The organism is Thermomonas sp. (assembly GCF_046293095.1).
Lineage (GTDB): Bacteria > Pseudomonadota > Gammaproteobacteria > Xanthomonadales > Xanthomonadaceae > Thermomonas.
The window spans coordinates 104364-118677 of sequence record NZ_JBKBPN010000007.1; the positions used below are offsets into that span (position 1 = coordinate 104364).

At 67.7% G+C, this 14314-nt stretch carries 15 protein-coding genes; 7 read left to right on the top strand and 8 right to left on the bottom strand.

Annotation, left to right across the window (positions count from 1 at the left end):
- The first annotated feature begins 173 nt into the window (after positions 1–173).
- Complete coding sequence (locus ACK4SG_RS12015; RefSeq protein WP_409602054.1) at positions 174–680, top strand: hypothetical protein; 507 nt, start codon at positions 174–176, stop codon at positions 678–680.
- Between the two features lie 6 nt (positions 681–686).
- On the opposite strand, the gene ACK4SG_RS12020 is transcribed toward ACK4SG_RS12015, so the two are convergent.
- From ACK4SG_RS12020 to ACK4SG_RS12030, 3 genes are all read right to left on the bottom strand, one after another.
- The gene (locus tag ACK4SG_RS12020) at positions 687–911 is read right to left on the bottom strand and encodes a DUF167 domain-containing protein (RefSeq protein ID WP_409602056.1); all 225 of its coding nucleotides are present in this window, start codon (positions 909–911) and stop codon (positions 687–689) included.
- Between the two features lie 90 nt (positions 912–1001).
- On the bottom strand, positions 1002–1808 hold the full coding sequence (locus ACK4SG_RS12025) for a CsgG/HfaB family protein (RefSeq protein WP_409602058.1): 807 nt from the start codon (positions 1806–1808) through the stop codon (positions 1002–1004).
- Positions 1809–1866: 58 nt separating this feature from the next.
- Positions 1867–3120: a 6-phosphofructokinase gene (locus ACK4SG_RS12030; RefSeq protein ID WP_409602060.1), complete on the bottom strand. Its 1254-nt coding sequence runs from the start codon at positions 3118–3120 to the stop codon at positions 1867–1869.
- 121 nt (positions 3121–3241) lie between these two features.
- On the opposite strand from ACK4SG_RS12030, the gene ACK4SG_RS12035 reads away from it, so the two are divergent.
- Entirely contained in the window at positions 3242–3820 is a 579-nt protein-coding gene (locus ACK4SG_RS12035; protein ID WP_409602062.1) for an adenylate kinase, read from the top strand.
- A gap of 116 nt (positions 3821–3936) precedes the next feature.
- Positions 3937–5298: a UDP-N-acetylmuramate:L-alanyl-gamma-D-glutamyl-meso-diaminopimelate ligase gene (gene mpl, locus ACK4SG_RS12040; protein WP_409602064.1), complete on the top strand. Its 1362-nt coding sequence runs from the start codon at positions 3937–3939 to the stop codon at positions 5296–5298.
- A 36-nt stretch (positions 5299–5334) separates the two neighbouring features.
- Here mpl and ACK4SG_RS12045 read toward each other — a convergent pair whose 3' ends face one another.
- The gene (locus tag ACK4SG_RS12045) at positions 5335–7260 is read right to left on the bottom strand and encodes a bifunctional DedA family/phosphatase PAP2 family protein (RefSeq protein WP_409602066.1); all 1926 of its coding nucleotides are present in this window, start codon (positions 7258–7260) and stop codon (positions 5335–5337) included.
- Positions 7261–7319: 59 nt separating this feature from the next.
- On the opposite strand from ACK4SG_RS12045, the gene ACK4SG_RS12050 reads away from it, so the two are divergent.
- The 3 genes from ACK4SG_RS12050 to ACK4SG_RS12060 all read left to right on the top strand — a co-directional run bounded on the left by ACK4SG_RS12050 (position 7320) and on the right by ACK4SG_RS12060 (position 9920).
- A complete protein-coding gene (locus ACK4SG_RS12050; RefSeq protein WP_273388298.1) occupies positions 7320–8141 on the top strand; it encodes an SDR family oxidoreductase in 822 nt (273 codons plus the stop codon).
- 121 nt (positions 8142–8262) lie between these two features.
- Positions 8263–8694 carry a VOC family protein gene (locus tag ACK4SG_RS12055; RefSeq protein ID WP_072756572.1) on the top strand — a complete coding sequence of 144 codons (432 nt, stop codon included), beginning with the start codon at positions 8263–8265 and terminating at the stop codon, positions 8692–8694.
- Positions 8694–9920, top strand: coding sequence for an acetylornithine transaminase (locus ACK4SG_RS12060; RefSeq protein ID WP_409602083.1), 1227 nt, complete (start codon positions 8694–8696; stop codon positions 9918–9920). The genes ACK4SG_RS12055 and ACK4SG_RS12060 overlap by 1 nt, the downstream gene beginning before the upstream one ends.
- Before the next feature lie 7 nt (positions 9921–9927).
- On the opposite strand, the gene ACK4SG_RS12065 is transcribed toward ACK4SG_RS12060, so the two are convergent.
- The 3 genes from ACK4SG_RS12065 to hemL are packed head-to-tail and all read right to left on the bottom strand — an operon-like array spanning position 9928 to position 13256.
- Complete coding sequence (locus ACK4SG_RS12065) at positions 9928–11055, bottom strand: trans-sulfuration enzyme family protein (RefSeq protein ID WP_409602069.1); 1128 nt, start codon at positions 11053–11055, stop codon at positions 9928–9930.
- Positions 11056–11064: 9 nt separating this feature from the next.
- Positions 11065–11958 (bottom strand): ion transporter, encoded by an 894-nt coding sequence (locus ACK4SG_RS12070; RefSeq protein WP_409602071.1) that lies wholly within the window; start codon positions 11956–11958, stop codon positions 11065–11067.
- Between the two features lie 8 nt (positions 11959–11966).
- Positions 11967–13256, bottom strand: a complete 1290-nt coding sequence (gene hemL / locus ACK4SG_RS12075; protein ID WP_409602073.1) for a glutamate-1-semialdehyde 2,1-aminomutase — start codon at positions 13254–13256, stop codon at positions 11967–11969.
- 111 nt (positions 13257–13367) lie between these two features.
- Here hemL and ACK4SG_RS12080 point away from each other — a divergent pair, with 111 nt between their 5' ends.
- Positions 13368–13559: a rubredoxin gene (locus ACK4SG_RS12080; RefSeq protein WP_409602075.1), complete on the top strand. Its 192-nt coding sequence runs from the start codon at positions 13368–13370 to the stop codon at positions 13557–13559.
- A gap of 16 nt (positions 13560–13575) precedes the next feature.
- On the opposite strand, the gene ACK4SG_RS12085 is transcribed toward ACK4SG_RS12080, so the two are convergent.
- Positions 13576–14022 (bottom strand): DUF192 domain-containing protein, encoded by a 447-nt coding sequence (locus tag ACK4SG_RS12085; protein ID WP_409602077.1) that lies wholly within the window; start codon positions 14020–14022, stop codon positions 13576–13578.
- Positions 14023–14314: the final 292 nt, after the last annotated feature.

A 14314-nucleotide genomic window follows, 5' to 3' on the forward strand; every position in this document is an offset into this window, starting at 1 on the left:
ATCGCATAGACACCGGGGCTTGCGCGCGCGCCTGTCTCTTGGACCGGCCCGGTGTGGCCCGGCTCCTGCAAGGGGCCAGTATCGACCAGGCAGAGCGCAGGCCTGTGGCGCTGTCGCGATTCAGCAGGGACGTGCGAGGCTGTCTCCATCCCTTACAGCAAGGAGCCGTTCGGATGCTGCAACTGCACATGGCCTGCGCCGGCCTGCTGTTGGCCTCGGCCGCGATGGCGGCCGATCCCCCGCCGGAAATCCGCCGGCCCGTCGCGCCCCCACAGGCCGACGGTGTGCTGCACACCTTGCGGACCATTCCCGAGGCATGCGCCCGCATCGAAGGCCGCTTCACCGGCAATGCCGCCGCGCCGTATGCGCTGGGCGCCGTACGGACGGGCGCGCGCTGCCAGGCGCGGGCAGAGCTCGATCAGTTGCCGAAGCCACCAACGGGGCCCGGCTGGCGGCTCAACGACGTGCTGCGCGTGCCCAGTGCCGCGTGCCCTTCGCGGCTGGCCGTGGTGCGGGTGTGGCGCAAGCCGGCGGACACCGCGGTGCCGCGGATGGATGCGCAGGGCAAGGCGCGGATCTACCTCAAGGAGGGATTGGATGCGGCCAGATCCGGCACGCTGGGCGCGGTGCCGCGCTTTGCGGTGGTGCTGGAGATGGAGGGCGGCGCCAGCTGCCGTTGAGCCGCCTCAGTCGGGGACGATCACCCGCTTGAGCTTGCTGCCGGCGCCGGTCTTGATGACCACCGCGGACTTCGCGCAGCCGAACCTTCGCGCCACAAGCTCGATCAGCTCCGCGTTCGCCTTGCCGTCCACCGGCGGCGACTTCAGCTGCGCCAGCCAGGTGCCGTCGTCCTGCGGCGTCAAGGCCGAGACGCGGCTGTTGGGTTTGGCTTTGACCTGGAGGATGGGCATGTCATACAGGATCGCATGGCGCGACCGCCTCCAAAAGCGAACGCCCGGCGATGCCGGGCGTTCGAGGGGTATTGCCATCGTCTAACGGGATCAGTTGCCGACTTTCAGCTTGCCGCCCTTGCCCAAGCCGCCCTGGACCTGCTGCGGCTTGTAGTCGCGCATGGCCCGCACCAGGTTGTTGTAGGCGTCGGCGAATGCGGCCGCGATGGTCTTGCCCTCCGGCGTGTTGCTGTAGCCGCCGATCGCGCCGAAGCCGTTGCTGCCGCCGCCACCCACGCCAATGCCGAAGCTGGTCTTCTTCGCCGTGCCCATGGCCACGCCGATCTGCACGCCGGAGCGGTTGTCGATCATCGTCAGCATGGTCTCGGCCTTGCCGAACTTCAGGCCACCGGCCAGTGCGCCGACCGCGCCCAGCACGCCGCCAAAATGGCCCAGCGCGCCGCCAATGCCGCCCGCGTTGCTCTGCGAGAAGTTGATGCTCGGGTTGACGGTGTAGTCGGCCGCAACCATCTGGCCCTTGCCGAAGCTGCTGCCGCCGCGGAGTTCGCCGCTGTCCTGCAGCGCGCGCTCCTGCATCATGTTCTGCATGGCGCGGCCGCGCTCCACCACCACGAAGCAGTTGGACTGCTGGATGAGCATGCGGATCACCGGGATGGTGGACGGCAGGCGCAGGTCGGTGGTCAGGTAGCGGTACCAGTCGCCTTCCTGCTCCTCGACGACGGCGATCGTGCCCATCGGTTCGTCGCAGTGTTCCAGGTTGGCCGCAGTGCCTTGCGCATTGGCGCCAGCGGCTGCGCCCTGCGGGTCGTTCTGCTTCTTGCTGAACTGCGCCTGCGCCGGCGCGCAGGCGGCGGCCAGGATCACGGCCAGGGTGGTGGCGGTGAATGCGTGTTTCATGTTGTCCCCGTGATGTGGTGGTTGCTGTGCTTGCAGTTGGCAGTCTAAACCGCTGTGTTCAGGTGTTCCAGCCCGGCAGTTGGCGGCGCACCGCGCGTAGATTGGGCATTACGTAATCCGGTACTCCGTTCCGGCCAAAGGGCGGGAACGCTTCGCCCGTGATCAGTGGGGTCAGGTAGCGGCGGGCGGCGGCGGTGATGCCGTAACCGTCCCTGCGGATGAAATTTTTGGGCATGGTCTTTTCGCGGTTGGCGATGCGCGACAGCGGAGCGATATCCACGTGCCAGTGGTAGGGCGTATCGCTGTCGCGCACGATCACCGGCATCACCGCGTTCTGGCCGGCTAGCGCGCATTCCACCGCCGCCCGGCCCACGGCCATCGCCTGGTCTAGGTCGGTCTGTGAGGCTAGGTGCCGGGCCGAACGCTGCAGGTAGTCCGGCAGCGCCCAGTGCACCTTGTGGCCCAAGGCGTCCTTGACCCGTCCGGCCAGATACGCCGCCACCCCGCCCAGTTGCGTGTGGCCGAAACTGTCCTTGCCGCCGGCATCGGCGACGAATCGGCCGTCGGCGGTGCGGATGCCCTCACTGGCCACCACCACGCAATAGCCGACCCGTTTCACCACGGCATCGACCCGAGCCAGGAAGTCGGCTTCATCGAATACCCGCTCCGGGAACAGGATCAGATGCGGGGCGTCGTCCTTGCCTTCGCCGGCCAGGCCTGCCGCTGCCGCCAGCCAGCCGGCATGGCGGCCCATGGCTTCGTAAATGAACACGCGGGTCGAGGTCTCCGCCATCGCCGCCACGTCGAGCGCGCACTCGCGCACGGACACGGCGGTGTATTTGGCCGCCGAGCCAAAGCCGGGGCAGCAGTCGGTGACCGCGAGGTCGTTGTCGATGGTCTTGGGCACGCCCACGCAGGTCAGCGGGTAGCCGTATTCAGCGGCCAGCTGGGAGACCTTCAGCGCGGTGTCGGCCGAGTCATTGCCGCCGTTGTAAAGGAACCAGCGCACATCGTGGGCGCGGAAAACGGCCAGCAGGCGCTCGTATTTGGCGCGGTCCTCGGTCAGCGACTTCAACTTGAGCCGGCAGCTGCCAAAGGCGCCGCCGGGGGTGTGGGCCAGGCCTTTGATCTGGGCGGCAGTGAGGCTGGAGGTGTCCAGCAGGTCCTCGCGCAGGGCGCCCAGGATGCCGTTGCGGGCCGCCAGCACCGGCACCCGGCGGGCGCGGGCGGCCTGCAGCACGGCCGAGGCGGTGGCATTGATGACGGCGGTGACGCCGCCGCTCTGAGCATACAGCAGGGTACCTGCGGGCATGGGGACGTCCTTGGCAATGCGCTGGAGAGGGGGGCGGATGCGGTAAGCTGGCCGGGTTGCGGGGGTGCGTCCTGCCCAGTCTAGCGCCGCCCCATTCCATCATTAAAACCGGAGTAATTCGATGCGATTGGTTCTGTTGGGGGCGCCCGGGTCAGGCAAGGGCACCCAGGCGGCGCGGCTGAAGGACTATCTGCAAGTTCCCCATATTTCCACCGGCGATCTGCTGCGTGCCGAAGTGGCCGCTGGCACCCCGCTGGGCCTGCAGGCCAAAGAAGTCATGGCGCGCGGCGATCTGGTCAGCGACGAGATCCTGCTGGGCATGCTCAAGGAGCGGTTTTCCCGGGAGGACACCCGCGCCGGTTTCATCCTCGATGGCTACCCCCGCAATCTGGCCCAGGCCGCCGCGCTGGATCAGCTGCTGGCCAGTCTGGGGCAGACCTTCGACGCCGCCGTGCAGCTGGTGGTGGACAACGAGCAGATCATTGAGCGCCTGGCAGGGCGTGCCAAGGCCGAGGGGCGCGACGACGACAGCCCGGAGTCGGTCCGGCACCGGCTCAAGGTGTATGACGAAAAAACAGCCCCGGTGATCGACTACTACCGCCAGCACGGCAAGCTGGTGACGGTCAACGGCATGGGATCGTTGGACGAGGTGTTCACCCGGATCGTGGAAGCGATCCAGCCCGGCCACGACGTCGGCTAAAGCCCCGATGGACGTAGGCGGGGCGGCTGCGCGCTGGCCCCGCAATCAAGCAAGTATCGGGGAGCGACGCGCGCGCCCGACGCGCCCGTCGTTCCACTCCTTACGGAGCTCATGACGTGAAACTCCACATCCTCGGCATCGCCGGTACCTTCATGGGCGGTGTGGCCGCGCTGGCGCGCGATTTGGGCCATATCGTCGAAGGCAGCGATGCCAACATCTATCCGCCGATGTCCACCCAGCTGGAGCGGCTGGGGATTGCGCTCAAGCAGGGCTATGCGCCGGAGCACATCGCGCCGGATTGCGACGAGGTCGTGATCGGCAATGCGCTCTCGCGTGGCAACCCGGCGGTAGAGCACGTGCTGGACGCCGGTTTGCGCTACACCTCCGGCGCGCAGTGGCTGAGCGAGCACGTGCTGCCCGGCCGCGCCACGCTGGCCGTGGCCGGCACCCACGGGAAAACCACCACCACCTCGCTGCTGGCGTTCCTGCTGGACGCGGCCGGCCGTGCGCCCGGGTTTCTGATCGGCGGCGTGGCCGAGGATTTCGGTGTATCGGCGCGCATCGGCACCGGCCGTGAGTTCGTGGTCGAGGCCGACGAATACGACACCGCGTTCTTCGACAAGCGCAGCAAGTTCGTCCACTACCGGCCGCGCATCGCCATTCTCAACAATCTGGAATACGACCACGCCGACATCTTCCCGGATGTGGCGGCGATCCAGCGCCAGTTCCATCACCTGGTGCGCACCGTGCCCGGCAGCGGCCGGCTGATCGTCAATGGCCATGATCCGTACCTGCGCGAGGTGCTGGCGATGGGTTGCTGGACGCCGGTGGAGCGGTTCGGGTTCGATGCTTCGTTCGAATGGAGCGCGCGCAAGCTGCGCGACGACGGCAGCCGTTTTGCGGTACTGCGCGAAGGCAGGGAGCTGGGCATCGTCGACTGGCCGCTGCTGGGCGACCACAACGTGCTCAATGGCCTGGCGGCGCTGGCGGCGTGTGCGGCAGCCGGCGTGGACGTGGCGGCGCTGCTGCCAGCACTTGCCGGGTTCCGCAGCGTCAAGCGCCGGCTGGAAGTGGTGGGCGCGCACGGCGGCGTCACCGTGTACGACGATTTCGCTCACCATCCCACGGCGATTGCCACCACCCTGGCCGGCCTGCGTGCCAAGGTGGGCGATGCCCGCATCGTGGTGGCCATGGAGCCGCGCAGCAATTCCATGCGGTTGGGGGCGCACGCTGATGCGCTGGCGCCTTCGCTGGGTCTGGCCGACGCGGTGGTGTTCCTGGCACGGCCGGAGCTGCCATGGGACGCTGGCAAGGTGATCGCGGCGCTACGCGGCGGGGGGTGCGCGGTGGCGGATGCCGACGCGCTGCTGGCCGCGCTGGCCGAGCGCGTGCGGCCGGGCGACCACGTGGTGTTCATGTCCAACGGCGGCTTTGATGGCGCGCCGCGGCGGTTTCTGGCGGCGCTGGGCGGGCGCTGAAACGCGCGTGTCATTCTCGGGCGTGCGAGGCGCCGCTTAGCGAGGATGGAGCAGGACGCGTAGGCCCGGTTGCGTGCCGCCCAGTGCGTACAGGTCGGACGGCAGCGTGTGGGACGGCGGTGCGGGTGTCCACAGCGTGATCAGACGCAGCCGGCGTTGCAGTTGCATGGTGTCGTAGCGCGCCACCCACAGCGGGGTGCCATCCGCCAGACGTACCGGGGCTGGCCAGATGCGCAGCACCTCCAGGCGATCCGGCTGGGCGGGGTCGGCGCGGCGCAGCAGCAGCGCCTCTGGATGGGCGTCCAGTGCCAGCGGCAGCACCGGGCGCTGTGCTGGCGCCAGATCGTCGTCGAGCAGACGCAGTGCGGCCAGCCAGTCGGCGCTGGGCTGTACCTGCCAACCGGTGGTCGCAAGCCGCTGCCGCAGCTGCACGAGGTCGCCTGCGATTTCCAGATCGAAGCGGTTGCGGTCGGCGGCGATGCCATGCGCCTGCCAGTCGGCGGGGCTCACCACCACGGCAGGCGGCGGTGGCACGAAACCCGCCAGCATCTTAGGTGCGCTGCGCGGGGCCACCCATAGCGCGGCCAGCAGGAAGCTGCCGTAGAACGTCCAGGCCAGCGGCCGCATCCAGAACGCACGTTCGCTGCGGCGACGGTAAGCAATGCCGATCACCAGCACCCAGGCCGCACCCAACAGCACGCCGCCGAGGATGTCGCTGAGCCAGTGCGCACCCAGATACAGACGGGCGAAGCCGACCAGCGCGGTGGCGATGCCGGTCAGCAGATACGGCCATACCCGTTGTCGGCCCGGCAGTTCGCGTGCGATCAGCACCGCGAAGAAACCGAACACGACCGTGGTCATGGTCACCGCGATCGAAGGAAACCCAAAGCCTGCGGTCGCCGTGGGTGGCCGCGGCATGTCCACCAGCGCCTCCAGCCCCTTGGTCAGCGCCAGTCCCACCACGATCGCCACCAGCCAATGCACCGCCGCCTGCCAGCGGCGACGCCACAGCAGCCACAGCAGCGCCGCGGTCGAGGCGCTTGCCAGCACCGGCGCGCTGCCCAGTGTGGCCAGGGTGGCCATCATCCGATCCGCCAGCGGATTGCGCAGGGCGAACATGAAGGCGTGGACGTCGTGATCCAGCAGCAACGGGCCGCCGCGCAGCATTAGCGCGGCGCTGAGCCAGCCCCACAGCCAGGCCACGGCAAACAGGCACACCGCCAGGAGCAGCAGCGGGGCGGTTTCCGGTCGCCGACGGTCGATCAGTGCCGCGGTATAGCGGCCGAGCAGCGGATGCTGGTCGCTCCAGCGCAACAGGCGTGCCAGCAGGCTGTCGGCGTGGTTGGCAAACCAGCGCCAGCCATACAGCACCAGTGCCCAGGCCAGCGCCAGCACCGCCAGCAGGCCCAGCAGTACCAGCGCCAGTTTGTCGGCGACTGCGGCCACCGCCTCATAGGCCTGCCCCAGCACCCAGCCTGGCAGCAGGAACAGGATCGCCCAGCTCAGACAGGCCAGGGTACTGGCCTGCAGGTAGCGCGGCAGGGGCATGCCTGCCATGCCAGCGATGGCGGGCACGAACGGCCGTACCGCGCCCACATAGCGGGCGATCAGGATGCTCTTGAATGCATTGCGACGGAACAGCGTCTCGCCGCGCTCCAGCAGCTGCGGGTAGCGACGGAATGGCCACACGCTGCGTAAGGCGTTGCCCCAGCGCCGGCCGACCCAGTAGCTCAAGCCGTCACCCGCCAGCGCACCCAGTGCAGCGCAGGCCACGGCGTACGGGCCTGCGATTTCGCCCATCCCGATCAGCACGCCGATCGCCACCATCAGTGGCAGTGCCGGCACCAGCGCGCCCAGCACGATCACGGCATCGCAGAACGCGATGGCAAAAATCAGCAGGCCCGCGGCCTGCGGGTGTGCGCCGATCCAGGCAACGGTGTTGTCGAACCATGCGCTGTGCATCGGCCGATTATAGGTGGCAGGGGTTACACTTCGGCGCCTTCCGACTGCAGGAAATGCCCATGTCCACCTTGTCTGGAAAGACGCTGTTCATCACGGGTGCCTCGCGCGGCATTGGTCTGGCGATCGCTCTGCGCGCCGCGCGCGACGGTGCCAACATCGCTATCGCCGCCAAGTCCGATGTGCCCAATCCCAAGCTGCCGGGCACCATCCACAGCGCCGCGCGCGCGGTGGAAGACGCCGGCGGTCGCGCGCTGGCGCTCAAATGCGACATCCGCGACGAAGACCAGGTGCGTGCCGCGGTGGCCGCAACCGTGGACGCCTTCGGCGGGATCGATATCCTGGTCAACAACGCCAGTGCGATCTGGCTGCGCGGCACGCTGGACACGCCGATGAAGCGCTTCGATCTGATGCAGCAGGTCAACAGCCGCGGCAGCTTCCTGTGCGCGCAGGCCTGCCTGCCGCATCTGCTGCAGGCTGCCAACCCGCACATCCTCACCCTGTGCCCGCCGCCTTCGCTGGATCCGAAGTGGTGGGGCCCGCATACCGCCTACACCCTGGCCAAGATGGGCATGAGCTTCGTCACCCTTGGTCTGGCCGCCGAGTTTGGCCCGCAGGGGGTGGCGGTGAATGCACTGTGGCCGCGCACCTTGATCGCCACCGACGCGTTGAACATGATCCCCGGCGTCAGCCGGGCCAATGCGCGTCATCCGGAGATCATGGCCGATGCCGCCCATGCGGTGCTGACCCGGCCGGCGGCCGGGTTCAGCGGGCAGTTCCTGATTGACGAGGACGTGCTGCGCCAAGCCGGTGTCACCGATTTCACGCACTACGCGGTGGACCCCAGCCAGCCATTGCTGCCGGATCTTTACGTCGATGCTTGAAGCCCCCGCTTCGGTGTCAGGAATGCGTGCAAAGGCGCGAACGCGTCGCCCGCGCGGGCCGGCGTTGGGGTTGCCTTGATTGGATCGAAATGCCTTCTCCCTTCCCCCATGGAGCGTTGGTATGAAATATCTGCACACGATGGTGCGTGTCCGTGATCTGGAAGCCTCGCTGCGGTTCTATTGCGAGGGCTTAGGGCTGCGTGAGACGCGCCGGATGGAGAATCCGCAGGGCCGCTACACCCTGGTGTTTCTGGCCGCCGATGAAAGCCCGGACGCCGAGATCGAGCTCACCTACAACTGGCCAGATGCGCAGGGCAATACCGAGGATTACGGCAGTGCCCGTAACTTCGGCCATCTTGCGTTCCGCGTTGCGGACATCTATGCCGTCTGCCAGCGCCTGTTGGACATGGGCTATACCATCAATCGCCCGCCGCGCGATGGCCACATGGCGTTCGTGCGCTCGCCCGATCTGATCTCGATCGAGCTGCTCCAGGACGGCCACTTGCCGCCGCAGGAGCCGTGGGCGTCGATGCCGAACACTGGCACCTGGTGATGCGCGTGGCAACGCAAGACCTGCTTGCATTGGGGCGCGAGGTGCTGCTGCCAGTCTACCGGCAGCGTGCGATGATCCTCGAGCGCGGGCAGGGTGCCCGCGTCTGGGATAGCAACGGTCGCGATTACGTGGATTTCGCCGCCGGCATCGCGGTGTGCAGCCTGGGGCATTGCGATCCCGAGCTCACCGCCGCGCTGGTCGAGCAGGCCGGCCGGTTGTGGCACACCAGCAATGTCTTCTACAGCGAGCCGCCGCTGCGACTGGCGCAGGAGCTGGTGGCGTCTTCGCGGTTCGCCGAGCGCGTGTTCCTGTGCAACTCCGGCGCGGAGGCCAACGAGGCCGCGATCAAGCTGGTGCGCAAATGGGCCACGCAACAGGGGCGCGCGCCTGATCGTCGCGTCATCGTGACCTGCAGAGGCAGCTTCCACGGCCGCACGCTGGCAGCGGTCACGGCCACTGCGCAACCCAAATATCAGGAAGGCTACGAGCCGCTGCCGGGCGGATTCCGCTATGTCGATTTCAACGACATTGCCCAGCTTGAGGCTGCGATGGCGACAGGCGACGTGGCCGCAGTGATGCTGGAGCCGGTCCAGGGCGAGGGCGGCGTGGTGCCGGCTGCGCCCGGGTATCTGCAGGCGGTGCGCGCGCTGTGCGACCAACATCATGCGCTGCTGGTGCTGGACGAGATCCAGTGTGGCATGGGGCGCACCGGGGCGCTGTTCGCGCACTGGGAAGATGGCGTGGTGCCCGACATCGTCACTCTGGCCAAGGCCCTCGGCGGCGGCTTCCCGATCGGCGCGCTGCTGGCCGGTCCGAAAGTGGCGCAGGTCATGCAGTTTGGCGCGCATGGCACCACCTTCGGCGGTAATCCGCTGGCTGCGGCGGTGGCGCGGGTGGCGTTGCGCCGGCTGGCCTCGGAGGAGATTGCTGCGAATGTGGCCAGGCAGTCGCAGGCACTCCGCGATGGACTTGCCGAGCTGAATCGCACCTTTGGTCTGTTTGCCGAAGTGCGAGGCCGTGGGCTGATGCTGGGAGCAGTGCTGACCCCTGAGCATGCTGGCCAGGCCGGCGCCATCGGTGACCTGGCCGCAGCACACGGCCTGCTGATACTGCAGGCCGGGCCGGATGTGTTGCGCTTCGTGCCGGCGCTGAACATTGATGACGAGGCCATCGCCGATGGCCTGGCGCGGCTGCGGCAGGCACTGGCGGCGTTCGTGGGCGGCTGAGCCGGCCTCAGCCCAGTGCCTGCGCGAAGTCGGCGACGAGGTCGTCGCCGTCTTCCAGCCCCACCGAGATCCGCAGCAGATTTTGCGGTGAGCGCGGGTGCGCGCCTTCCACCGAAGCGCGGTGTTCGACCAGCGACTCGCAGCCGCCCAGCGAGGTGGCGTTGGTGAACACGCGCAGCTTGCCGGCCACCGCCAACGCGGCCTCGCGCCCGCCGTGCAGTTCGATGCTCAGCATCGCGCCGAAGTCGCGCATTTGTCGCGCGGCGATCGCGTGGCCGGGATGGTTGGGCAAGCCCGGCCAGTTCACCCGCGCCACTGCCGGGTGACTGGCCAGATACGTCGCCAGCTTGCGTGCATTCGCGCAGTGCATTGCCATGCGCGCACCCAGCGAACGGCAGCCACGCAAAATCAACCAGGCGCTGAACGGCGCCAGCACTGCCCCTGTCACATGCAGCCGGTGCGCGACGTGCCGGGCGAAGTCGTCATCGCGGGCGAAGACCAGCGCACCGCCCAGCACGTCGCTATGGCCGCCGAAATATTTGGTGGTCGAGTGCATCACGATATCGGCGCCCAGCGTCAACGGACGTTGCAGCAGCGGCGTGGCGAAGGTGTTGTCCACCACCACCCGCGCGCCTGCGGCGTGGCCCAGTGCGGCCAATGCGGCGATGTCGCTCACCTTCAGCAACGGGTTCGAGGGCGTCTCGATCCACAGCATGGCCAGCGGAGCAGCGCAGGCGGCGCGCACCGCGTCGAGGTCGGCCATGTCGATCGTCTCGACGACCAGACCGCGCTCGGGCAGAAACTCGCTGAACAGCATGCGGAGCCCCGTATAGCAGTCATCCGGGAACAGCATCCGGCTGCCGGCGGGGAGCGACTCCAGCAGCGTCGTCATCGCCGCCATCCCGGAGGCGAACGTGAGCGCGGTGGCGCCACCTTCCAGCGCGGTCAACGCCTCGCGCAGCCGGTCATTGGTGGGGTTGCCCTCGCGCTGGTATTCGTAGCCGGCCATGCGTTCGCCGGCAGGGCCGTGCCGGAACGTGGTCGCCAAATGAATCGGCGGCGCCACCGCGCCGGTGGCGGGGTCCGGGGCATTGCCAGCGTGGACGGTCAGCGTGGCGGGGTGCAGTGCGTTCATAGCGGTGTCCTAATCCCGGAAAGGAAGGGCGTGGCCACATTTGCGGCAGAACCAGGCGTCTTCCTCGTGCTCGCCCAGGCTGCACTGCGGGCAGCGCACCTGCACGCGGCCGCGGCTGCGCATGCTGCGCGCCAGCTCTGAGGTGTAGATGCCGGTGGGTACCACGATGATGCTGTAGCCGATGATGATCAGCGCCGAAGTCAGGAAGCGGCCCAGGCCGGTGGCCGGCGACAGGTCGCCATAGCCCACGGTCGCCATCGTCACCACCGCCCAGTACATGCCGGTGGGGATGCTGTCGAAGCCGTGCGCGGGGCCTTCGACGACATACATCAACGCACCGAAGATCACCGCGATGGTGAGCAGGGTCAGCACGAAGATCAGGATTTTGCGGCGGCTCCGGATCAACGCCTGGGTCAGCAGGCCGGCCTCGTCGGAATATTTGACCAGCTTGAGGATGCGGAAGATGCGCAGCAGCCGCAGGATGCGCACCACCGTCAGCGAGGTGCTGGCGGGGAACAGCAGCGACAGGAATGTCGGCACGATGGCCAGCAGATCGACGATACCGAGAAAGCTGCGCGCATAGCGCAGCGGTCTGCGCACCGTCCACAGGCGGGCGGCGTATTCCACGGCGAACAGCAGGGTGAAGGCCCACTCGGCGACATACAGCGGCGCATGCCAGCGCGCCTTGATGGCCGGATCGCTGTCCAGCAGCACCACCAGAACGCTGGCCACGATGGCCGCGATCAGGGCCAGATCGAAGTTGCGTTCGCCACGGGTCTCGTGATGGAACATCAGCCGGAACAGCCGGTAGCGCCAGCCCTCGCGGCTGGCCGGCTCCATGGCAGGGGCGAAGAACTCGTTTGCTCCGACCGGGTCCCCTTGCGCGTCGGTGCGATCGTCCATCGCCGGGGTCACAACGCGGCGAAGGCCGCGCGCGCGGCGTCAAGGGTGGCTGCAATCACGGCATCGTCATGCGCCGAAGAAATGAAGCCTGCCTCGAACGCGGAGGGCGCAAGGTACACGCCGCGGTCCAGCATGGCGTGGAAGAACCGGTTGAAGGCCGCCGTGTCGCAGGCCATGGCCTGTGCGTAGGTGTCCACCTTCTCGGTACTGAAAAACAGCCCGAACATGCCGCCCACGCGCTGCGTGGTGAAGGCGATGCCGGCTTCGCGCGCAGCGGCTTCGAGGCCATCGCAGAGCGCATGAGTTTTGGTTTCCAGCGCGTCATGGAAGCCCGGCGCCTGCACCAGCTCCAGCATGGCCAGGCCCGCGGCCATCGCCACCGGGTTGCCGCTCAGCGTGCCGGCCTGGTAGATGGGGCCACTCGGCGCGATTTGCTGCATCAGCTCACGCCGGCCGCCATAAGCGCCCACCGGCATGCCGCCGCCGATGACCTTGCCGAACGTGGTGAGGTCCGGCGTCACGCCGTAGCGCGCCTGCGCCCCGCCCAGCGCCACGCGGAAGCCGGTCATGACCTCGTCGAAGATCAGCAGCGCGCCATGACGCGTACACAGCTCGCGCAGGTGCTGCAGATAGCCCTCGCGTGGCGGCAGGCAGTTGGCGTTGCCCACCACCGGCTCGACGATCAGGCCGGCGATGTCGCCGCCGCACTCGTCGAACAGCGCGGTCGCCGCTTCGAAGTCGTTGTAGGGCAGCGTCAGCGTGAGGTCGGCCAGCGCCTTGGGCACGCCCGGCGAGGTTGGCACGCCGAAGGTCAGCGCACCGCTGCCAGCCTTGACCAGGAAGCTGTCGCCATGGCCGTGGTAGCAGCCTTCGAACTTGACGATCTTCATGCGACCGGTGGCACCGCGCGCCAACCGGATCGCCGACAGCGTAGCCTCGGTGCCGGAGTTCACCATCCGCACCATCTCCATCGACGGCACCAGCCGGGTGATGGTTTCGGCCATGGTGACTTCCAGCGGATTCGGGGTGCCGAACGACAGCCCATTGCGCGCAGTGGCGATCACCGCTTCCAGCACCTTCGGGTGGTTGTGGCCCACGATCATCGGGCCCCATGAGCCCACGTAGTCGATGTAGCGGTTGCCGTCGGCATCGAACAGGTAGGGACCATCGGCGCGCTGTACGAAGAACGGCTCGCCTCCTACCGATTTGAACGCCCGTACCGGCGAATTGACGCCGCCGGGCATCAGGGACTGGGCGCGGGTGAACAGGGCGTGGGAGCGTTCGGTGCTGATTGACATGGCGGCTTATCGATAGGGGGAGGATGGGAGCAGTGGCGGTGGCTGCGAAGTGGCTTTCGCCTGCGGCTTCGGGATGGGACAATCCGCGCAACTCTCCCGATTATCGCTCCGATGTCCACAGCCGGTTCCGAACGTCCCTACCGCACCTGGATGTGCGTGGTCTGCGGTTACATCTATGACGAGGCGCGCGGCGCGCCCGAGGACGGCCTGGCGCCCGGCACGCGCTGGGAGGACGTACCGGACACCTGGACCTGTCCGGACTGCGGCGTGACCAAGGACGATTTCGAGCTCTGCGAGATCTGATCGCCGTGCGGCGGCATCATTTGGCAGGCGGAATGCCCGGGCCGAACGTTAGCGTCGCGCCGTCCTGCAGCTTCAACTTCTCCGCTTCACCGGCATTGAGCTCCAGCACATAGCGGGCCGGCGCATTGCTGGGGTAGGACGGACATGCGTCGCCCAGTGAGCAGGGCGGCACGTCGCGCTGCTGCGAAACCAGCTTGCGGTCGTTGTCGAAGTACAGGATGTCCAGCGGGATCTTCGTGTTCTTCATCCAGTAGGCCTGCGGCTCCTGCGCATCGTGGATGAAGAGCATGCCGTGGTCGGGCGCCAGTGCGTCGCGGAACATCAGGCCTCGTGCCCGTTCTGCGTCGTCCTTGGCGAGTTCCACGGCATAACGCTGTCCGCCAAGCTCCACCCAGGGCTGGCTGGCGCCCGCGCAGCCGGACATCGCGCAGGCAAGAAGCGGAAGCAGGGCGTAGCGACGCATGGGCGAACTCCGTAATCGGTTGGACAAGCGCACCTTGCGCGCGATGCCCGCAATCCGTCAACACGTCAAGACTTCCCAATCAGTCGTGTGTAGTCCAAGATGCGCGGCCCTGCAGCTGACGGGTTGTTGGTTGGCGGCGGGGTGGGCAGGCGGTGGTGCCGGGAGTTGACAGTGATGTGACTCCGGGTATGATGCGCGGCCCTGCTGCAGACGGCTTTGGCCGGTGCAGTAGAGAGGAAAAAGTTCATCGCGGGGTGTTGACAGACGTCGAAACCCCTGTATGATGGGCGGC